Genomic DNA, 20,073 nt, shown 5'->3' with positions numbered 1-20,073 from the left:
TTGTCAGCCTGCCGGGGAGAACAGCACGTCCACCCAGTAGTTGTCGCCGTTGTAGGTGTTGGTCGGGAAGCCGGACGACGAGCCGTACCGGTAGACCCCGTTGCTGCCCCCGGCGCCGCCGTTGGCCAGGGCGGTCAGCGGCGAGTTGTCGTAGGACCCGGCGTTGAAGTAGCCGGTGTCGCCCGCGTAGTGGCCGTTCGGCGCGAAGTAGGAGGCCACGTACATCTGGCCGGCGGTGATGCTGACCGGCGTGGCGAACGTCAGCGTCTGCCAGCCGGTGGCCGACTCATTGGAGAAGGTGCCGGTGGCCAGCAGGGTGCCCGTGGAGCTCCACAGGTTGCCGATGTGGGTTCCGGCGTTGCCCGTGCCCTTGTAGAAGCGGATCCCGGTGATCGTGCCGTCCATGTCGGCGGAGAACTTCACCCCGACCTCGACCGCGCTGGAGTCGTTGTTGGAGGGGTTGTCCGGGACCGAGCTGCTCGACCAGATCGAGCAGGGGCAACTCGCGGCTCCGCCGGTCGTGAACGACCACGAGGTCGCGGTCATGGTGTTGCCGCTGTCGTCCTTGGCGCCGCTGACCGAGACCGTGTAGGTGGTGCTCTGCGCCAGTGCGGCGTTCGGCGTGAACGTCAGCAGCGTACGGGCCTGGTTGAGCGTCACGGTGCCCGCCACCGTGGCGTTCGCCTGGTTCTTCACGGTGACCGTCGCGGTGCCGTCCTGGATCGGCTCGCTGAACGTCGCGCTGATCGCGGAGCCGGTGATGACGCCGGTGCTGCCGTGGTCGGGCGACTTGCCCGTGATGTACGGCGCAGCGGTGTCGGCCGCCTTCGTGTAGACCACGTCCACCCAGTAGTTGGTCGCGTTCCACGCGTTGGTCGGGAACACCCGGGTGGTGCCGTAGGCGTACACGCCGTTGCCACCGCTCGTGCCGCTGGCCAGGGCGGTCAGCGGGGAGGCCGTCACGGCCGAGGCGAGGCCCTGCGGGGTGGATCCGTAGTGGCCGTTCGGCGCGTGGTACGACGCCACGTAGGTGGTGTTCTTGCTGACCGGCACCGGAGTGGAGAACCGCATCTCCTGCCAGCCCAGGGTCGACTCGTTGCCGAAGGTCCCCGTGGCGAGCTCCTGGCCGGAGGACGACCACAGCGTGCCGGTGTGCGTCCCCGTGTTGCCGGGGCCCTTGTAGAAGCGGATGCCGTTGATGTAGCCGTCCGCGCTTGCCTGGAACTTCACGCCCACTTCCACGGAACCGGAGTCGTCGGCGCTTGGCACCGTGGGGACGGTTCCGTCCGGCCACAGGCTGCACGGGCACACGCCCGGCGTGGACGCCTTCGCCGTGGTGAACGTGTAGGTGTACGGCTGCGCCATGACGTTGCCGGCGTCGTCCTTGGTCCCGGAGACCGAGACCGTGAACGGCTCGCCTGGCGCCAGCGACGCCGTCGGCGTGAAGGTGAGCGAGGTGCGATCCGTGCTCAGGGACGCCGAGCCCGCCACAGCGGCGCCGGTGGAGTCCTTCACGGTGACGACACCCGTTCCGGCCATGATCGGCTCACCGAAGGTCACCGACGGCTTGACCGTGGTCGGCACGCTGGAGGAGCCGGCCACGGGGGCGGCGGAGGTGACGGCCGGCGGGTAGACGTCGTTGACCGAGAAGACGACGTCGACCCAGTAGTTGCTGCCGTTGTAGGTCTCCGTCGGGAAGCCGGCGCCCAGGCGGTAGAGGCCGTTGCCCTGGGTCTCCGTGGCCATCGGCGCGGTCAGCGGAGCGTTGACCGTGGGCTTGTACCGGAAGAAGTCCGCGTCCCCGGCGTAGTGGCCGTTCGGGGCGTAGTAGGACGCGACGTAGTCGGTGTTCGCGTTGATGCGGACCGGGGAGTTGAAGTTCAGCGTCTGCCAGCCGGTGCTGGTCTCGCCCGCGAACGTGCCGGTGGCGAGGGCGGTCCCGTCGGCCGTCCACAGCGTGCCGGTGTGGGTGCCGGTGTTGCCGGTGCCCTTGTAGAACTTCACGCCCGTCACGTAGCCGCTCGTCGAGGAGCGGAAGCGCACGCCGGCCTCGATCGGGGAGCTGTCGTCGGTGGACGGGGTGGCGGGGACGGTGGAGGGGTTGAACAGGCTGCACGGGCACTGCACCGTGACGTTCCTGGTCGTCGCCGTGCCGATGTTGCCGCTGTCGTCGGCCGCCCGCACCTTGATGGAGGTCGCGCCCATGCCGCCGACCTTCCACGAGTAGGTCCAGCTGGTACGGCCGGTGGCCGGGTGCCAGGTGGTGCCGCCGTCGGTGGAGACCTCGACGGCGCCGACCTGGCCGCCGACGTCGGCGGCGGTGCCGCTGACGGTGACCGTCGAGCCGTTGTTCAGGGTGGCGCCGGTGGCGGGAGCGCTGATCGTCGCCGTCGGGGCCGTGGTGTCGGTGGACTTGGTCGCGGTGTTCAGCCCGGACTGCAGCGTCGTGGGCTGCACGCCCATGTCGGCGAACAGGTTGACCGTCGCCTGCTTGATGTTCTGGTTGCTGTAGTCGGTGTCGTCGTAGCTGTCGTGCTCGCCGTCCAGGCCCCAGGTCCACTGCACCGTTCCCGCGCCGAACACCAGGGCTCCGCTCGGGGCGCGGTAGAGGGTCAGCCGGTGGGTCGCGCTTCGCTGGCCGACGTTGGTGCCGTAGTCGACCATCACCTGGTCCGCCGTCGCCGTCGTCGTGGACATCGGGACCAGGCCGGCCGGGCGGGAGCCGTTGTCGACGTCCTCGTCCCATTCGTATCCGACGATGCCGGGGATGCTGATCGATCCGGTGTTCTGCTGGCTGACCTGGGTGCCGCGCCAGAAACGCATCTTGCCGTCGGCGACGGGGACCGTCAGCGGGATGGCGGGGCAGCCGGCCGAGGAGTCCGTGCAGTTGACGTTGAAGAAGGTGCCGGTGAGGGCGTTCTCCGGCCGGCCGCCGTCGGCGGGCGGGCTGAAGCGCGGGTCACGCCAGGTGCCCGTCCACACGTTGGCCATCGGGTCGATCTTGGCGTTGGCGTGGGTCTCCTTGTAGGAGACCAGCGTGCGGTAGTTATCCTCCCACCGCGTCTTCCAGTAGACCTCGTTGCCGCTGAAGAATGCGAGGTTGACGCCGTTGTCGCGGGCGTTCTCGAAGGCGGTGCGCTCCTCGGCCGACCAGTACTCGTCGTGGCCGACCGACATCACCGTCTTGTGGTTGCGCAGCAAGGACGGCGCCCGCGCCGCGTCCATCGAGGCCTCGTACGTCACGTTGTAGCCGTTTGCCTCCAGCCAGCGCACCATCGGGTACTCGTTGGCGAAGACGAAGTCACGGCCCCAGGGGGTCGCCTCGCGGGTGTTGAACGGCCGGTTGTAGCTCAGCTTGACCGCACGTCCCGCCGCGGCGACGCTGTCGCCCCGATACAGGCTGTTGAGCTGCTTGTTCGGGTTGTCCTCGGTGGCTTGGATGTCGCCCCACGAGTTGTACGCCTGCCACGTGCTGTCGGAGGTGCGGAACAGCAGGTCGGAGGTGCTGGCGTCGTTGCGGACCACGAACATGATGTGCGCGTCGTCCTGCGTGTCGGTGCGGATGACGTGCGCGAAGTAGATGCCGGACACGGCCGTGCTGGGAACGGGCCAGTTGGCGACGGTCCCCCAGGAGCATTCCGTCTCGCCGGTCGTGGCGTTCGTCGGGCACGTCGGCTGGTTGCGCGACACCGAGGTGGTGGCGGGGACGGAGGTGATCTTCCGGGCGCCGGCCCCGCGGTAGTACCCCATGCGGTAGATGTCGACCTGCAGGTTGAGCGCCGACGAGCGGATCTTGAAGTTGATCGTCTGGCCGACGTTGACGCTCATCTGGTCGCCGTATCCCTCGACCGTGCCGTGGGGGTTGGTCTCCCACTCCGAGGGCGGGCTGCCGTCCTGATCGTTTTCACAGGCGATCGGGTTGCCCCCCGCACCGCAGGGGCCGGCGGCCGCTGCGGGAGTGCTGGGCACTGACAGCATGGCCGCCAGACTGACCATCACCATGGTGACGGCGTATTTAGGCGAGCGTAAGGCTCTGGGTAAGATCATGACGCTCCAACGTGGGGGGTTGATGTCGACTGATGCCCAAGGTGGCACGCAGAGCGTGGAACCAATCCCAAGGACGTCGGTCGGGGGCGATCGGTTTACCCGATGGGCCGAGGAAAGCAGGGGCTGTGGAGAGTCAGCCGTGCGCCCGGGCGGCAGGTGTGTGATTGTGGGACGCTTTGTCCGTGAATCCTTTGAGTATCTCAGGCGCTTACGTGTTCACACCCGCCATTCATGGCGACGAAAGAGGATCGTTCCTGGAATGGTACCGGGAGGACCGCCTGATCGATGCGGCCGGGCATCCTATGCGGCTCGCGCAGGCCAACTGCTCGATCTCCCGCAAGGGGGTCCTCCGAGGGGTGCATTTCGCCGACGTGCCGCCGGGGCAGGCGAAGTACGTCACCTGTGTGAGCGGCGCGGTACTGGACGTCGTGGTGGACATCAGGACCGGCTCGCCGACGTTCGGCCGCTGGGAGGCCGTCGAGCTCGACGACCGCGCCCGCAAGGGCGTGTACATCGGTGAGGGACTGGGGCACGCCTTCATGGCCCTCAGTGACGAGGCCGTGGTGATCTATCTCTGTTCCGAGCCCTACGCGCCTGCTCGGGAGCACGGGATTCACCCGCTCGATCCGGAGCTGGGCATCGTCTGGCCCGCGGATGTCGAGCCGCTGCTTTCCCCCAAGGACGCGGCGGCTCCGACCTTGGCCGAGGCCGAGGCCACAGGTTTGCTGCCGCGGTACGACGACTGCCGCGATTACCAGGGACGACTGCGCGAAGCCGGGATTTCCGACGCTCTGGCATGACGGCGCCTGCCGGCTAGTGCCGGCGCGGGGGAAAATCACCGCGGGCAGGTTGTGGACATCAGCCCGGATTTCGAACGTTGTTCACCATTGATTAAGTTCGCCGGAATCTCAGCACCGATACCGATTGATCGGGATATAGAGGAACGAAATGCCATTCTAGTTGTCTCATTGTTTCACAACCGCAACAATGGCTTCGCGCCGAACATGGGCGGGGTCCGGCACCCGCCCACGCCGGGAGGTGAAGGCTTATGCCAGTGAGCGAGGAATGGCAGGTGGATGAGCCGCGCGCGGAACGCGACGCGGCATCCGCCTCGAGGAGACATGCCCGATCGTCCCGATGGCCTGTTCCGGGATGGGTGTCGTTGTTGACCGCAGGCGCTTTGCTGGGGGCGACGGCGACGGTGGTGGTCCTCACCCGGGACGACCGGGGGACCGCGCCGCCCACCTCGGCCCCGAAGACCCGGCCCGTCATGTCCGAGGTGACGCTGGAGTCGAGCATCTGGTCGGGGGCGGGGGTGAAGGTCTCACAGAGGTCGGAGAAGGCGTCCCTGGAACTGGGCACGCGCTTTTCCGCGAGCCGTGACGGTGTGGTCACGGGCATGCGCTTCTACAAGGCGGCGTCCGAGCGGGGCACCCATCGCGGCAGCCTGTGGGACTCCGGCCACAAGCTCCTGGCCCAGGTGACCTTCACCGGAGAGACCGGAAGCGGCTGGCAGGAGGCCATGTTCTCCAAGCCGGTGCCCATCAGGACGGGCCGTGACTACACGGTGTCGTACCACACGAGGAACGGCGGGTACGTCGTCCAGCGCGGCGTCTTCGCCAAGCCGATCACCTCCGGCCCGCTGACCGCGAAGGCGGGGGTCTACTCGGTCGCCAAACGCACGTCCTTCCCGTCGCATCAGCACCCGACGAAGGTGAGTTACTTCGTCGACGTGATATTCCAGCATCGGGAAGTCCGGTATCAGAACGGGCAGGGGTCGCAGGCGTCCCCAACGCCCACCCCGCCGGCCCGGCCGTCCGCCTCGCCGACGCCGACGAGGAGGGCGCCTTCGACGCCTCCCAAACCACCCGCCTCCTCCGGCCCGACGAAGCAGCCCACGTCTCCCGGCGGTTCCTGGCCGAGCGCTTCCACCACCGGAGTTCCCTCGGGGGTGAAGCTCGACGAGCGCGGCTCGATCACCGTCACCAAGGACGGCACGGTCATCGACGGCCAGTACGTCCGGGGTGAGATCAATGTGGACGCCGACAACGTGACCATTCGCAACACCCGTGTCGCCGCCGCCCCCGGGGACTGGGGCATCATCCAGCGGAGCGGTCACCGTGGCCTCACCGTGGAGGACTCCGAGGTCTACGGGAACGGGAAGCAGCGGACCCAGTTCGGCATCCTCAACCAGGGTGGCGACCTGACCGTCAGGCGAGTCGACATCCACACCATCAGCAACGGCATCCTGACCGAGCAGGGCCTGATCGAGGACTCCTACATCCATGATCCGGTCTACTACTCCGGCGACCACACAGACATGATCATGTGCACGAGCGGGCCGCCGTCGGGGGCCAAACTGGTGATCCGCGGGAACACGGTGATCAACACGCTCGACCAGACCGGCGCCGTCGCGCTGTTCCAGGACTTCGGCGTGGTGCGCAACGTGACGGTCGAGGGCAACTTCCTGGCCGGTGGCGGTTACACGGTCTACGGCGGAGGCGGCGACAAGGGCACCTCCTCCAACATCAAGATCGTGAACAACGTCTTCAGCCGCAAGGTGTGGTCCAAGGGCGGTTATTTCGGCCCGGTGGCTCACTACGACGACAACGGCTCGGGCAACGTGTGGTCGGGCAACAAATGGGAGAACGGCAGCCCCGTTTCCGCGGGATGACCGTGATCTGAGTACGATCCGCCGAAAAGAAAGGCGCCGGGGATCCCGGCGCCTTTCTTCATGGTGCGCCCGGCATGGGCGATTGCCTGGGGGCGGAAATCCCCTGGAGGAAGAGGTGGGCTAACTTTTGGCGCTGACGGCGATGACTGACTTCACCATGCCCGCGAGCCGTTCGAAGCGGATCTGGGACGTGGGGAAGTAGTGCCGCATCTCGGTGATGCTGAGCAGCTCCACCTCCATGACGATGTTGCGCGCCGCGTCGCGGTCCGAGGTGGGGGTGTGCACGAGCGGCCAGCGGCGGAGCAGAGCGGTGCGCGCGGCGATCGGGAGGTACTGGAACCCGGGGAACAGGAAGTGCGGCTCCACCGGGAAGTAGCGGTAGGGCGTCTGCACCCAATGCCGTTCGGCCAGCCGGTGCACGGCGTCGGCGAACAGTTGCCGGCGCAGGTGCCCTCCGACGTGCTCGATGACCGCGTTGGAGAACACCAGGTCGTACTTGGTGCCGAGGATGTTCTGCGGGAGGTCGCAGGCGTCGGCCACGTCGGCCTTGAGCCATGGCGGCAGATCCGCAGGGGGCGTCTCCAGGTTGACGATCTGCACGTGGGCAGGCCGTATGGGGGCTCGGAGCCAGGCGCTCGCCGTGCCACCGAGGTCGATCACTGACATGTCTTCCAGCCCGGGGAAGCTCTGCGCGAACCATTGCCAGCGGCGTGCTCGCGCCTTGGCCCCGAGGGAATCGGGTGCGTCCACGAAACGGCTGCGCAATGCGCTGAGACGGCTCATATGCGTACCTTGACCATTATTCTGGAGGGGATGTGACGCCCGGTGATCATTGTTCTCCCGCTTCTCGGCACGTTCCAACGCGACGGCCAAACTATCGCAGAGGAGAACTGATCAGCGGCAGAGTGACATTATTCGACAGCGGCTCGAAATCGGACAGTTTTGTCATGGAACCGCAGGCTGATCCAGCGGCTCGACCCGGAGCGGCAACGTCCCTCCGTCGACGCACGTGCCGGTGTCGGCCTCCCACTTCCAGTGATGCCGCGGGCATTCGATGATGCCGTCGCAGATGGTCGCGTGGGTGAGGTCCTCCCCGGCGTGCGGGCAGTAGCGCTGCATCCGGAGGCCGTCGCGCTCGATCGTCTCGGTGTTCTGCCGCTCCCTGAGCATCTGCATGGTCTGGACGGGCTGGTTGCCGTACCGCAGGAGGCTCATGAAGGTCAGGTCGAACACGTCCGGCTCCCTGTGCAGGCCCACCCGCATCGAGAGCAGGGCCTCCTCCCAGCCGGTCCGCTCCTCGATGATCGCCCTCATCGTCCGCGGGCAGAGCAGCAGCGTGTACTCGGGGTCGTACGGCTCCTCGCCCTCGATGACGAACCGCTCGGCCAGGCGGCCCAGGCGCACGTCCCACATGCGTCCGTCGGCGACCAGGCGGATGTCCTTGGAGAAGTCGTTCAGGAAACGTTTGTTCCAGCTCTGCAGCTTGGCGAAGTACGCCTCGATCTCTTCGGCGGTCACCGGCTCGGCCGGCTCGTCGTAGAAGGCGCTCCATTCGTCGCGGCGGAGCTCGCGGTAGGAGGCGAGGTCCTCGGACGTCCGCGCGCCGGGCGTGCGTTCCACCACGGGCGTGTCGGCGAGCTGCACGGTGTCGCCGGGGAAAAGCCGCAGCACGCCGACCTCGGGGCAGGCGGCGGCGAACAGGCCGGCGACGTCCTCCCACTGCGGGAAGATCGTCGCGTCGCGGTCGTTGTACGCCTCGAGTTCGGGGTCGAGGAAGCAGGCCGGGCCGGCCGAGGGCAGGTACGCCTTCGCCCCGGTGATCCTCACCTTGCGGTAGAGAGTGTCCAGCAGATCGCCGCGGACCGTCTCCACCTTCTTGCGCATGACGTCCGGCGGATAGTCGTAGCAGTTGGGGTACCACATCGCACCCGAGTACTGGGCGGCGAGCAGGTCGACGTCGCCGGGCAGTTCGGACATCGGGGTGTTGCAGTCGTTCAGATCGAGGAAGCGGTAGCCGTCGAGGTCGAGCAGCAGCCCGCTGTCCTCCTTGTGACTGGTGTCGAGGTACATCGTCACGGTGAAACCGAGCGTGAGCTCGTAGGACTCCTTGTGCCCCAGCGCGACCACGTTCTCGTACCCGAGCGCAGAGAACCGCTTGACCATGATCTTCGAGCGGTACTTCGGGACGATCACCGTGATGGACCTGTCCAGCATGCGGAGCAGGCGTTCGTCGTAGTGGTCCTCATGGGCGTGCGAGATGTAAAGGAAGTCGAACCGTTCGTCGCGCACGGTGTCCAGCAGATCGCGATTGTTGGGATAGGGGAACCAGGAGTGGAGAAATGCCGGAAAAAACCAAGGGTCGATGAGCAGCTTGACACCTCGGTGCGAGGCGATGAATCCGGCGTGTCCTAAATAGCGCAGAGCGGTGTGATTTCCGTCGCTGTACAGCTCCAAGGAGCTCTCCCTCGCAGTGATCGGCACTGGCCCGCGGCTCATCACCGTGCGGCACGGATTCGAAGTATGCCATCGGCAAGCGGGCAAGAGCGGACGAACGTAACCGTTCTGGTCTCGGATCAAATGCCGTCGAAGGCGGCTTTCTTACGCACGATGGCCCCTGTGCTCACCGCGCACAGGGGCCATCGAAGGGCGTGGCTGCCGTCGGTCAGACGACTTCCCAGGTGTCGCCGCTGCGGAGCAGCGCATCGAGCCGCCCCTCACCCTTCTCGGCGACCGCGGTCGCCAGTTGCTCGGCCATGAGCGAGTCGTACGAGGGCCGGTCGACGCTGCGGAAGATCCCGATCGGCACATGGTCGAAGGCGGGGGCGTCCAGCCGCGACAACGCGAACGCCAGCGACGGATCCGGCCGGTGGGCGTCGTGCACGAGGATCTCGGCCTCGTCCACGCCGGCCCGGTCGACCACTTCGATGCCGCCGTCGGCGGCCCGGCGCACGGCCTTGGTGGCCGAGACGATCGGCTGCCCGTGCTCCAGGCGCAGCGTGATCTCGTCGCGGGTCGCGGGGTCCTTGAGCGCGTCGAAGGCGCCGTCGTTGAAGATGTTGCAGTTCTGGTAGATCTCGACGAGCGAGGTCCCCCTGTGCGCCGCTGCCTCGCGCAGGACGCTCTGGAGGTGCTTGCGGTCGGAGTCGATGGTTCGCGCGACGAAGCCGGCCTCGGCTCCGAGCGCGAGCGAGATGGGGTTGAACGGCTGGTCCAGCGACCCCATCGGCGTCGACTTGGTGATCTTTCCGATCTCGGAGGTGGGGGAGTACTGCCCCTTGGTCAGACCGTAGATCCTGTTGTTGAACAGCAGGATGTTGAGGTTGACGTTGCGGCGCAGCGCGTGGATCAGGTGGTTGCCGCCGATCGACAGCGCGTCGCCGTCACCTGTGATCACCCACACCGACAGGTCGGGGCGGGAGGTGGCCAGCCCGGTCGCGATGGCCGGCGCGCGGCCGTGGATCGAGTGGAACCCGTAGGTGTTCAGGTAGTAGGGGAAGCGGGACGAGCAGCCGATCCCCGAGACGAACACGATGTTCTCGCGGCGCAGCCCGAGTTCGGGCAGGAAGCTCTGCACCGCGGCCAGGATGGCGTAGTCGCCGCAGCCGGGGCACCAGCGCACCTCCTGGTCGGACTTGAAGTCCTTCATGGTCTGCGCGGCGTCGGCCCTGGGGATCAGTGCGAGCCCCTTGCCGTTGAGCGATTCCGTGCTACTCACTGTCGATCACGTCCTGGATGACGGCGGCCAGTTCCTCGGCCTTGAACGGGAGCCCGCGAACCCGGTTGTAACCCATCACGTCGACCAGGAACCGGGCGCGCAGCAGCATGGCCAGCTGTCCGAGGTTGATCTCCGGCAGCAGCACCTTGTCGTAGGAACGCAGCACGTCGCCGGTGTTGGCGGGAAGCGGGTTGAGGTGGCGCAGGTGGGTCTGGGCGACCTTGGCCCCGGTCTTGCGCACCCGGCGCACGGCCGCGGCGATGGGGCCATAGGTGGAGCCCCAGCCGAGGACCAGAACGCGGGCGTCGCCGTCCGGGTCGTCCACCACGAGATCGGGAACGTCGATCCCGTCGATCTTGGCCTGGCGCAGCCGCACCATCTTGTCGTGGTTGTCGGGGTCGTAGGAGATGTTGCCCGTGCCTTCGGCCTTCTCGATGCCGCCGATGCGGTGCTCCAGACCCGGCGTTCCCGGAACCGCCCAGGGGCGGGCCAGGGTCTCGGTGTCACGCTTGTACGGCAGGTAGGCGCCGTCCTCGCCGTTGGGTTCGGCCGTGAACTCCACCGAGATGTCGGGCAGGTCCTCCATGTCCGGGACCTTCCACGGCTCCGAGCCGTTGGCCAGGTAGCCGTCCGACAGGAGCATGACCGGCGTGCGGTACTTCAGCGCGATCCGGGCGGCCTCGATGGCGGCGTGGAAGCAGTCCGACGGGGTCGAGGGAGCCACCACCGGCACCGGAGACTCGCCGTTGCGGCCGTAGAGGGCCATCAGCAGGTCGGTCTGCTCGGTCTTGGTCGGCATGCCGGTCGACGGGCCGGCGCGCTGCACGTCCACGATGATCAGCGGCAGCTCGGTCGTGACCGCGAGGCCGACTGTCTCGGCCTTGAGCGCGATGCCCGGGCCCGACGTCGTCGTCACGCCGAGGGCGCCGCCGAACGCCGCGCCCAGCGCGGCGCCGACCCCCGCGATCTCGTCCTCCGCCTGGAAGGTCCGCACGCCGAACCGCTTGTGCTTGGACAGCTCGTGCAGGATGTCGGAGGCCGGGGTGATCGGGTACGAGCCGAGGAACAGCGGCAGGCCCGACTGCACCGAGGCCGCGATCAGGCCGTACGCGAGGGCCAGGTTGCCCGAGATGTTGCGGTAGACGCCGGGGTCGAGCTTGGCCGGCTTGACCTCGTAGGAGACGGAGAACGACTCGGTCGTCTCCCCGTAGTTCCAGCCCGCCTGGAAGGCCGCGACGTTCGCCTTGGCGATGTCGGGCTTCTTGGCGAACTTGGTCTCGAGGAACCTGACCGTGCCTTCGGTCGGCCGGTTGTACAGCCAGGACAGCAGCCCGAGCGCGAACATGTTCTTGGCCCGCTCGGCGTCCTTCTTCGAGATCTCGAAGCCTTCGAGCGCCCGCACGGTCAGCGACGTCAGCGGCACCGCGTGGACCCGCCACTCGCTGAGCGACTCGTCTTCGAGGGGATTGCCGGCGTAGCCCACCTTCTGCAGGTTGCGCTTGGTGAACTCGTCGGTGTTGGCGATGATGTCGGCGCCGCGGGGAAGATCGCCCAGGTTGGCCTTCAGCGCGGCCGGGTTCATCGCCACCAGCACGTTGGGCGCGTCGCCCGGCGTGAGGATGTCGTGGTCGGCGAAGTGCAGCTGGAAGCTGGACACTCCGGGAAGGGTTCCCGCGGGGGCGCGGATCTCCGCCGGGAAGTTGGGAAGGGTCGACAGGTCGTTTCCGAACTGCGCCGTCTCCGACGTGAACCTGTCGCCGGTGAGCTGCATTCCGTCTCCGGAGTCGCCGGCGAAGCGGATGATCACTCGGTCGAGTTGCTGCACCTGCTTGGTCACAGCTGCTCAGTCCTCCTCGACGCGCCCAGGCGTCTGTCCTTGAGGCACGTTCTCACTTCCATGCTAGATCCATCGTGGCCACGCTCTATTTCCGTCGTGCGAATCATTGGCGTGCGGACTGTCGGGGCCGCCGCGATCTCGCGGCAGGCCCGGGTGATCCCGCTCGGGGGAGGACGCCGCCGGGGGCGGGGGCGTCACGCTCGTGATCGGTCCGGACGACACAGGCTCGCCGCAGACCGGCACAGGTCAATGTGCAAGCGAGCGAAGAGCGTTTTTCGGGTCACGATCCTTAACTATATGCTGGCCGCCGCCGTGAGCCCGTCAGCCTCCCGTCCAACGCGATCTCGGTCGGCCGCGATCGCGTTTCCGCAGGTAGCAGCGTGATCGGCAAGTGGTTCCGCCTGGCCGTACGCGTTATGATCGAAACGCGGCCACTGCCGGGCGGAGGCGAAGATGACCGGATATTTCAGCTCATATGGCGCAGTCGTCGTCCTTTTGCTCATCGGTGTGGGAATTTTCGCCGGGGGCCTGTTCGCCAACCGGATGTTGCGGCCGAGCAGACCGACTCCCGACAAGCTGATGACCTACGAATGCGGCGTCGACCCCGTCGGTGAGGGCTGGGCGCAGTCCCAGATCCGCTACTACGTCTTCACGTATCTCTATGTGGTGTTCGCCGTGGACGCGGTCTTCCTCTTCCCGTGGGCGACCGTCTTCGCCGCGCCCGGCTTCGGCATGACCACGCTGGTCGAGATGTTCGCGTTCCTGGCGTTCATCGCCCTCGGCATCCTCTACGCCTGGCGCAAGCGGGTGCTCGCCTGGACGTGAGCGCCGTGGAGAGGAGAATGGCCCCATGGCTGTCGATCTCCCGATGCCCACGGTGGGCCCGGTCTCCCGCCTGGCGCCCAAACCGATGAAGTTCGTGCTCAACTGGGGCCGGCGCTACTCGCTCTGGGTCTTCAACTTCGGGCTGGCCTGCTGCGCCATCGAATTCATCGCCACCTCGATGAGCAGGCACGACTTCATCAGGTTCGGGGTGATCCCGTTCGCCAACGGTCCTCGCCAGGCCGACCTCATGATCGTCAGTGGCACGGTGACCGACAAGATGGCCCCGGCCGTCAAACGGCTCTACGAGCAGATGCCCGACCCCAAATACGTCATCTCGTTCGGAGCCTGCTCCAACTCCGGCGGGCCGTACTGGGACTCCTACTCCGTCACCAAGGGCGTCGACCAGATCATCCCCGTCGATGTCTACGTGCCCGGCTGCCCGCCCCGGCCGGAGGCGCTGCTCCACGGCATCATGAAGCTCCAGGAGAAGATCGCGGCCGAGACGCTTGGTGACCGCTACCTCCCCGGGGGCGCCTCGTGAGCGTCGGCGCCGCCATCGAGGCGCGGTACGGCTCCCGCGCCCGGATCTCCGACTCCTTCGGCCAGGTCGTGGCCGACGTGGAGCCGGGAGACTGGGCCGACGTGCTGGCCTTCGCCAGGTCGGAGGGATTCGAGTTCTTCGACTGGCTCACCGGGGTCGACGAGCCGCCGGAGGAGTTCGCCGTCGTCGCCCACGTGTTCGACCCGGCGGCCAAGGTTCACCTGCTCGTCCGCACCCGAGTGCCCCGCGCCGACCCCCGGCTGCGGAGCGTCACCGGCGTCTTCCGCGGAGCCGACTGGCACGAGCGGGAGACCTTCGAGATGTTCGGCGTGATCTTCGAAGGGCATCCCGACCTGCGTCCGCTGCTCCTGCCCGAGGGTTTTGAGGGTCACCCCCTCCGCAAGGACTTCGTGCTCGCCGCCCGCGTGGCCAAGGCCTGGCCGGGCGCCAAGGAGCCGGGCGAGTCCGACCACGGCTCACCGAGCCGCCGCAAGATGCTGCCGCCCGGCGTGCCCGCCGACTGGGCCGGAGGAGGCGGGGGTGATGGCTGAGGTCCTCGACGTCGCGTTACGGCTGGTCGTGATCGTGGCGGCCTTCCTCGTGCTGCCGCTGATCGTCGGGCAGATGGAGCACAAGGCCATGGCGCACATGCAGTCGCGCCTCGGCCCGATGTACGCGGGCGGATTCCACGGCTGGGCCCAGCTCATCGCCGACGGCGTGAAGTTCGCCCAGAAAGAGGACGTGATCCCGGCCGCCGCCGACCGCCGCGTCTTCGCCCTCGCGCCCGCCGTGGCGCTCGTGCCGTACCTTGTGGTGCTGATCGTGATCCCGGTCGGCCCGGGGCTGGTGGGCGCCGACATCGACGCCGGCCTGTTCTTCGTGCTGGCCGTCATGGGCGTCGGCGTGCTCGGCTCGATCATGGCGGGGTGGGCGTCGGCCAACAAATACAGCGTGCTCGGCGGCATCCGGTCGGCCGCGCAGCTCATGTCGTACGAGCTGCCGCTGGTGCTGGCCGCGTCCAGCGTGGCGATGGCCGCGGGCACGCTGTCGCTGGAGGGCATCGCCGAGCAGTGGCGGTGGTGGTGGCTGCCGTGGCAGGCGATCGGGGCGGTCGTCTTCTTCGTCGCGGGGCTCGCCGAGCTGCGCAGGCCGCCGTTCGACATGCCGATCGCCGACTCGGAGATCATCATGGGCCCGATGACCGAATACACCGGCATCAGGTTCGCCCTGTTCATGCTGGCCGAATACGCCGGCATCGTGGTGTTGTCCGCGCTGACGACCGTGCTGTTCCTCGGGGGCTGGCAGGGGCCGCTGCTTCCCGGCCCGGTGTGGACGCTCATCAAGGTCTTCGTGCTGGCGTTCGTGGTGATCTGGGTCCGCGTGAGCTTCCCCCGGCTGCGTGAGGACCAGCTCCAGAAGCTCGCCTGGGTGGGCCTCGTGCCGCTCGCCCTGCTTCAACTGGCGCTCACCGGCGTGATCAAGGTCCTCATGGTCTGACCGGCGTTCACAGCCAGCCCTTGGCGGCGGCGATGTCGACGGCCTCGGCCCTGGTGCGGGCACCGAGCTTCTGCATGGCCGCCGACAGGTGGTTGCGCACGGTCCCGGCCGACAGGTGAAGGTCGCGGGCGAGGTCGGCGATCGTGCCGTGGCCGCGCGCGGCGGACAGGACCTCGGTCTCGCGGGGGGTGAGCGGGCTCGCGCCCTCACTGAGCGCGGCGACGGCGAGCGCGGGGTCGACCGCCTGGCCGCCCTCGGCCACCTTCCTGATAGAGACGGCGAGCTCGGTGATCGGGGTGTCCTTGAGCAGGAATCCCTTGGCGCCCGCGGCCAGCGCCGCGTGCAGATATCCCGGCCGCCCGAAGGTCGTGAGAATGATCACTTTCGTGCCGGGCACCGCCGTACGGATCCTGCGGGCCGCCTCCAGCCCGTCGACGCCGGGCATCTCGATGTCGAGCAGGGCGATGTCGGGGCGGAAGGCCTCACACGCGCCGACGGCCTCGTCTCCGCGCCCGACGTCCGCGACCACCTCGAAGCCCGGTTCGAGGGCCAACAAGGCCGCCATCGCCCCGCGGAACATCGTCTGGTCCTCAGCCAGGAGGATGCGGATCGTCATGCTTTCTCCTTGGGCACTTCCACGCGCAGCCGGAAGCCCCCCTCGTCGGGGCGTCCCACGATGAGCGAGCCCCCGAGGGCCCGGGCCCGCTCGCTCAACCCGATCAGGCCGTTGCCCTGCCGCTGCGTGTCGGGTGGTCGTGAACCGTCGTCGATGATCTCGATGGAGACGACCGGGTCGAGCGACAGCGTGACCGCGCACGACGACGCTCCACTGTGCCGGAGGACGTTGGTGATTCCTTCACGCACCGTCCAGGCGAGCAGGCCCTCCACCGACACGGGGAGATCCCAGGAATCGGGCGACTTCACCCGGCAGTCGATGCCCGCGGAGGCCGCGGCCTGGACGGCGGAGGACAACTCGGCGGCCAGCGTGGGCTGCCGATAGTTGGTCACGGCCTGGCGGATCTCGGCGAGGGCGCGGCGGACGATGGTGTCGATGTCCTTCAGTTCCGCCTCCACCTTGGCGGTGTCGATCGGCAGCAGGCGGCGCCCGAGCTCGGTCTTCACCGCGACGACCGAGAGGCTGTGCCCGACGAGGTCGTGCAGGTCACGCGCGATCCGGTTGCGCTCTTCCACGACGGCCAGCCTGGCCAGCTCCTGCCGCGTCCGCTGAAGCTCCTCGATCAACTCGGCGCTCCTGCGGGCCTGGGCCGAGAACATTCCGGTGAGCAGGACGAACCCCGCGAGGACGACGGCGGCGCCGAGATCCGCGCCGCGGGCGACCGCGAGCACGAAGGCGGCCAGGCCGATGCCGAGGATGATCGGCCGGGACTTCCCGTCGCTCCTCCAGCCGGCGGCCGCGGTGGCCCACGACACGGTGACCGCCCATTCGAAGCCGGCCACACCTTCGAGGCCGAGTGTCAGCACGACCAGTGCGCCGAACGCGACGCTCCACCGCAGGCCCAGGCTGCCGGACATGAATCTGGTGAGCACGCCGAGGGCGGAGGCCAGCACCGCGAGCGTGATCGTGACGACGGCCGCCCACACCGGAGGCCGATCGCTGACGTAGATGACGGCGGCCAGCACGGTGGCCGCGATCATCAGGATGAAGCGCGACCAGTTCCGCGCCGACCAGACGGAGGCGATCTCCTGGTCGGACGCGTGCGTCTCCGGCTCTGAAACGGCGCCGATCCCGGCGAGCCACGCCCGCCGGGTCTGCGCTCCGTCGCTCACGTGCGTCACGTCCCCGAGTTCTGCCGCCAGCGCAGGAGCACGGCGCCCGCGGCCACCAGCGCCCAGACGCCGAGGACTCCCGCGTCGGCCGCCGCGGGCGCGTGGCCCGCGATCACCGCGTTCCCCTCCTGGAGGAGGCTGTACGACGGAGTGAGATGCCGTGCCTTCTCCCAGATTCCCGGCAGGGAACCCGAGCCGATGACGCCGCCGAGCGCGGCGAGGGCGAAGAAGACGACGACCAGGCCCAGTTGTGCGGTCTTGCCGCGCAGGGTCAGCCCGAGGAACAGGCCGAGCAGGCTGAACGGCACCGATCCCACCAGGAGAAGGCCGATCAATGCGGCCCACCGCGCGGGCGGCAGATGGACGTGGCCGGCGAGGAGGGCCGCCAGCGAAACTCCCGCGACGCCGGGGATGATCATCATGATGCCGAGGACGATCCTGCCGCCCAGCCATTGCGCGTCGCGGAGAGGCGTCACCTTGAGCTGGCGCAGCCAGCCCTGCGCCCGGTCGTCGGCGACCCCGCCGCCTGCGGCCATCAACGCTCCGCCGGTCGCGGCGTAGACGGCCATCGCGACCAGGCCGAGGGCGGAGATCTGGATCCCGTCCTGTTCGCCGCTCTGCCGGCCCCACAGCAGGTAGAAGCCCACCGGCACGGCGATCAGGAAGACCAGATACTTGACATTTCGCAAGGCGCGGACCGCCTCGAATCGCATGAAGAAGAACATTACGCCGTCTTTCCGGACGACAGGGCGATAAGAGCCTCTTCGAGACCTGCTCCGGTGACCTGCAGGTCGCGGACGCCACCGATCGACGTGTACAGCGCTCCCACGGTCTGGTCCGCGTCGCCGGTGCGCAGGATCACCTCGTTGCCGTGGATCTGCACGTCCTGCACTCCAGGAAGGGCGAGGAGGCGGCGCGGATCGGGCGCATCGAGGACGCAGCGGACGGTTCGCCCGCCGGCCAGTGCCTTGACGGTCGACGGGCCGCCGTCGGCCACCACCGAACCGCGGCTCAGCACCACCACGCGGTCGGCGAACATGTCGGCCTCGTCCAGGTAGTGGGTGGCGAACACGACGCTCGCCCCTTGGTCGGCGGCTCCGCGGACCACCGACCAGAAGCCCCGTCGCGCCTCGACGTCCAGGGCGACCGTCGGCTCGTCCAGGAAGAGCAGTTCCGGCCTGCCCGCGATGGCGACGGCGAATTTGAGCCGCTGTGACTGGCCGCCCGACAACTCTCCGGCCTGGCGGCCGGCCAGATCGGCCAGTCCAGCGAGGGAGAGGGTTTCGGAGACCGGCCTCCTGCCCCCGTACAGCCCGCAGGCGAGGCGGACCACGTCGCGCACGGTCGCGCCGTCCGGCAGCCCGCCGGACTGCAGGAGGGCGCCGACGCGGCCGCTCGCCACCGCCTGGCCCGGCGACATGCCCAGGATCTTGATGTCGCCCTCGTCGGGGCGGCGCAGTCCGAGCATGAGGTCGACGGCGGTGGACTTGCCCGCGCCGTTGTGCCCGAGCAGGGCCACCGTCTCTCCCCGGGCCACCGTGAAGCCGGCCCGGCTCAGTGCGCGCGTGGCGCCGTACCGCTTGCTCACGCCGCGGAACTCGACTGCCGGCGATGTGCTGTTGTCCATGGCTTCGACACTAGAAACAGCGGGTTTCGTGGGTAAGTGTCGTGAATCGTGACTAGACCCCTGATGTTTGTCACGGGTCGCCGACCCCCTTCAGGGGCGTCCGGCTTGCACATTCTGTGGATAATGCGCTGCCGAACCTGTGGAAATTGTGGATAACCGATAGGACCTCATCACGGATTCACGTGTCGGCACTTGTGCGCCATGATGTTGCACATGGCGCGCATACCAGGAGAGGGGTTGGCCAAGGGGCTTGCCGTGACGATGCGGCACATGCTGCGCAAGTCGGAGACGCAGCAGTATCCCGAGGTCAAGCCTGACCTGCCTCCCCGGAGCCGGGGCGTGATCGCCCTGGTCGAGGAGAACTGCACCGTGTGCATGCTGTGCGCCCGCGAGTGCCCCGACTGGTGCATCTACATCGACTCGCACAAGGAGACCCTGCCGGCCCCCGAGGGCGGCAGGCCGCGAGCCCGCAACATGCTCGACCGGTTCGCGATCGACTTCTCCCTGTGCATGTACTGCGGGATCTGCATCGAGGTCTGCCCCTTCGACGCGCTGTTCTGGTCGCCGGAGTTCGAGTACGCCGAATACGACATCCGCGATCTCCTGCACGAGAAGGACCGGCTCGGCGAGTGGGCGGCCACCGTGCCGCCTCCGCCGCCGCACGAGGTGAGCGCCGAGCCGCCCAAGGAGATCGCCGCCGCGTCCCGCCCCGCCCGTGGTACGGCCAGGCCTGCCGGCCGTACGGGGGAGGCCGCCCCGGCGACGGAGCAGACGGCGACGGAGCAGACGGCGACGGAGCAGACGGCCACAGAGCAGACGGCCACAGAGCAGGCGGCGACAGAGCAGGCGGCCACGGAGAAGGCGGTCACAGAGAAGGCGCCGCCGCGCCGGGAACCGCCCCGTCCCATGCGGGACATCCGCTCCATCCGGCCCCCTGGGTCGCTCCCGAAGAAGAAGGACGGGCCAGAGGAGGACGCGTGACATCGGAGGCGCCCGGGCTCTGGCCGCCCAGCGGGCCGGAGATCGTGTTCCTGCTGCTCGGCCTGGTCGCCCTCGGGTCCGCGCTGATGGTCGTCACGACCAGGCAACTGGTGCACGCGGCGTTGTGGCTGGTGGTCTGCTTCGGCGCGCTGGCCGGCGGATACCTCGTGCTGACCGCCGAGTTCGTGGCCTGGGTGCAGGTCCTCATCTACGTGGGCGCGATCGTGGTGCTGCTGCTCTTCGGGATCATGCTGACCCGGGCCCCCATCGGCCGGTCGGCCGACCTCGACTCCGGCAACCGGTGGGCCGCCGGGCTCGTCGCCGTCTCGACGGCCGCCCTGCTGGTGAGCGTGGTCGTCGCCGGGTTCGGCGCGGCCTACACGCCGCTCGAGCCCGGCCGCGGGTCGGCCGAGGAGCTGGGGTCGAGCATCTTCAGAACGTGGGTGCTGCCGTTCGAGGCGTTGTCGGTGCTCCTGCTCGCCGCCCTGATCGGCGCCATCGTCCTGTCCCGTACCGACATCAAGGGCCGGGAATGACCGGC

The 20,073-nt window shown here is 68.2% G+C and carries 18 protein-coding genes; 8 read left to right on the top strand and 10 right to left on the bottom strand.

Translation table 11 applies throughout. The annotated features are described in order from the left end of the window. Nucleotides 1-3 precede the first annotated feature (3 nt). A complete protein-coding gene (locus tag Pth03_RS09450; protein ID WP_203943783.1) occupies nt 4-4,002 on the bottom strand; it encodes a DUF4082 domain-containing protein in 3,999 nt (1,332 codons plus the stop codon). 227 nt (nt 4,003-4,229) lie between these two features. Here Pth03_RS09450 and rfbC point away from each other — a divergent pair, with 227 nt between their 5' ends. Next, the gene (gene rfbC, locus Pth03_RS09445; RefSeq protein WP_203944002.1) at nt 4,230-4,847 is read left to right on the top strand and encodes a dTDP-4-dehydrorhamnose 3,5-epimerase; all 618 of its coding nucleotides are present in this window, start codon (nt 4,230-4,232) and stop codon (nt 4,845-4,847) included. A 365-nt stretch (nt 4,848-5,212) separates the two neighbouring features. After that, on the top strand, nt 5,213-6,721 hold the full coding sequence (locus tag Pth03_RS09440) for a DUF4082 domain-containing protein (RefSeq protein ID WP_203943782.1): 1,509 nt from the start codon (nt 5,213-5,215) through the stop codon (nt 6,719-6,721). Between the two features lie 120 nt (nt 6,722-6,841). Here the strand turns inward: Pth03_RS09440 and Pth03_RS09435 are convergent, their stop codons facing one another. The 5 genes from Pth03_RS09435 to Pth03_RS42450 all read right to left on the bottom strand — a co-directional run bounded on the left by Pth03_RS09435 (nt 6,842) and on the right by Pth03_RS42450 (nt 12,557). After that, the gene (locus Pth03_RS09435; protein WP_203943781.1) at nt 6,842-7,504 is read right to left on the bottom strand and encodes a class I SAM-dependent methyltransferase; all 663 of its coding nucleotides are present in this window, start codon (nt 7,502-7,504) and stop codon (nt 6,842-6,844) included. Between the two features lie 162 nt (nt 7,505-7,666). After that, nucleotides 7,667-9,175, bottom strand: a complete 1,509-nt coding sequence (locus Pth03_RS09430) for an MBL fold metallo-hydrolase (RefSeq protein ID WP_203943780.1) — start codon at nt 9,173-9,175, stop codon at nt 7,667-7,669. A 208-nt stretch (nt 9,176-9,383) separates the two neighbouring features. Next, a complete protein-coding gene (locus Pth03_RS09425; RefSeq protein WP_239118884.1) occupies nt 9,384-10,436 on the bottom strand; it encodes a 2-oxoacid:ferredoxin oxidoreductase subunit beta in 1,053 nt (350 codons plus the stop codon). Continuing rightward, on the bottom strand, nt 10,429-12,273 hold the full coding sequence (locus tag Pth03_RS09420) for a 2-oxoacid:acceptor oxidoreductase subunit alpha (RefSeq protein WP_203943779.1): 1,845 nt from the start codon (nt 12,271-12,273) through the stop codon (nt 10,429-10,431). The genes Pth03_RS09425 and Pth03_RS09420 overlap by 8 nt, the downstream gene beginning before the upstream one ends. A gap of 194 nt (nt 12,274-12,467) precedes the next feature. Continuing rightward, nucleotides 12,468-12,557 (bottom strand): putative leader peptide, encoded by a 90-nt coding sequence (locus Pth03_RS42450; protein WP_373318516.1) that lies wholly within the window; start codon nt 12,555-12,557, stop codon nt 12,468-12,470. Between the two features lie 169 nt (nt 12,558-12,726). On the opposite strand from Pth03_RS42450, the gene Pth03_RS09415 reads away from it, so the two are divergent. From Pth03_RS09415 to nuoH, 4 genes are read left to right on the top strand one after another with little or no spacing between them, the layout of a single operon-like run. Next, nucleotides 12,727-13,098 carry an NADH-quinone oxidoreductase subunit A gene (locus Pth03_RS09415; protein ID WP_203943778.1) on the top strand — a complete coding sequence of 124 codons (372 nt, stop codon included), beginning with the start codon at nt 12,727-12,729 and terminating at the stop codon, nt 13,096-13,098. Nucleotides 13,099-13,123: 25 nt separating this feature from the next. Next, the gene (locus Pth03_RS09410; RefSeq protein WP_308442342.1) at nt 13,124-13,639 is read left to right on the top strand and encodes an NADH-quinone oxidoreductase subunit B; all 516 of its coding nucleotides are present in this window, start codon (nt 13,124-13,126) and stop codon (nt 13,637-13,639) included. Further along, nucleotides 13,636-14,190: an NADH-quinone oxidoreductase subunit C gene (locus tag Pth03_RS09405; RefSeq protein WP_203943777.1), complete on the top strand. Its 555-nt coding sequence runs from the start codon at nt 13,636-13,638 to the stop codon at nt 14,188-14,190. The genes Pth03_RS09410 and Pth03_RS09405 overlap by 4 nt, the downstream gene beginning before the upstream one ends. Then, nucleotides 14,183-15,136: an NADH-quinone oxidoreductase subunit NuoH gene (gene nuoH / locus Pth03_RS09400; protein WP_203943776.1), complete on the top strand. Its 954-nt coding sequence runs from the start codon at nt 14,183-14,185 to the stop codon at nt 15,134-15,136. The genes Pth03_RS09405 and nuoH overlap by 8 nt, the downstream gene beginning before the upstream one ends. A 7-nt stretch (nt 15,137-15,143) precedes the next feature. Here nuoH and Pth03_RS09395 read toward each other — a convergent pair whose 3' ends face one another. Genes Pth03_RS09395 through Pth03_RS09380 form a run of 4 tightly spaced genes read right to left on the bottom strand, consistent with a single transcriptional unit; the run spans nt 15,144 to nt 18,551 of the window. Then, nucleotides 15,144-15,752, bottom strand: coding sequence for a response regulator transcription factor (locus tag Pth03_RS09395; RefSeq protein ID WP_203943775.1), 609 nt, complete (start codon nt 15,750-15,752; stop codon nt 15,144-15,146). Next, complete coding sequence (locus Pth03_RS09390; protein ID WP_203943774.1) at nt 15,749-16,924, bottom strand: sensor histidine kinase; 1,176 nt, start codon at nt 16,922-16,924, stop codon at nt 15,749-15,751. Before Pth03_RS09390 ends, Pth03_RS09395 begins: the two co-directional genes overlap by 4 nt. A gap of 5 nt (nt 16,925-16,929) precedes the next feature. Next, on the bottom strand, nt 16,930-17,637 hold the full coding sequence (locus Pth03_RS09385; RefSeq protein ID WP_203943773.1) for an ABC transporter permease: 708 nt from the start codon (nt 17,635-17,637) through the stop codon (nt 16,930-16,932). Nucleotides 17,638-17,648: 11 nt separating this feature from the next. Continuing rightward, the gene (locus tag Pth03_RS09380; protein WP_203943772.1) at nt 17,649-18,551 is read right to left on the bottom strand and encodes an ABC transporter ATP-binding protein; all 903 of its coding nucleotides are present in this window, start codon (nt 18,549-18,551) and stop codon (nt 17,649-17,651) included. Nucleotides 18,552-18,764: 213 nt separating this feature from the next. Here Pth03_RS09380 and Pth03_RS41345 point away from each other — a divergent pair, with 213 nt between their 5' ends. Both Pth03_RS41345 and Pth03_RS09370 read left to right on the top strand, forming a co-directional pair. Beyond that, a complete protein-coding gene (locus Pth03_RS41345) occupies nt 18,765-19,532 on the top strand; it encodes a NuoI/complex I 23 kDa subunit family protein (protein ID WP_239118883.1) in 768 nt (255 codons plus the stop codon). 86 nt (nt 19,533-19,618) lie between these two features. After that, entirely contained in the window at nt 19,619-20,068 is a 450-nt protein-coding gene (locus tag Pth03_RS09370) for an NADH-quinone oxidoreductase subunit J family protein (RefSeq protein ID WP_203943999.1), read from the top strand. Nucleotides 20,069-20,073 lie beyond the last annotated feature (5 nt).

This window comes from Planotetraspora thailandica, from assembly GCF_016863335.1.
GTDB lineage: Bacteria > Actinomycetota > Actinomycetes > Streptosporangiales > Streptosporangiaceae > Planotetraspora > Planotetraspora thailandica.
Note: the sequence above shows the minus strand (reverse complement) of the source record. Positions and strands in the feature narration are given on the sequence as shown.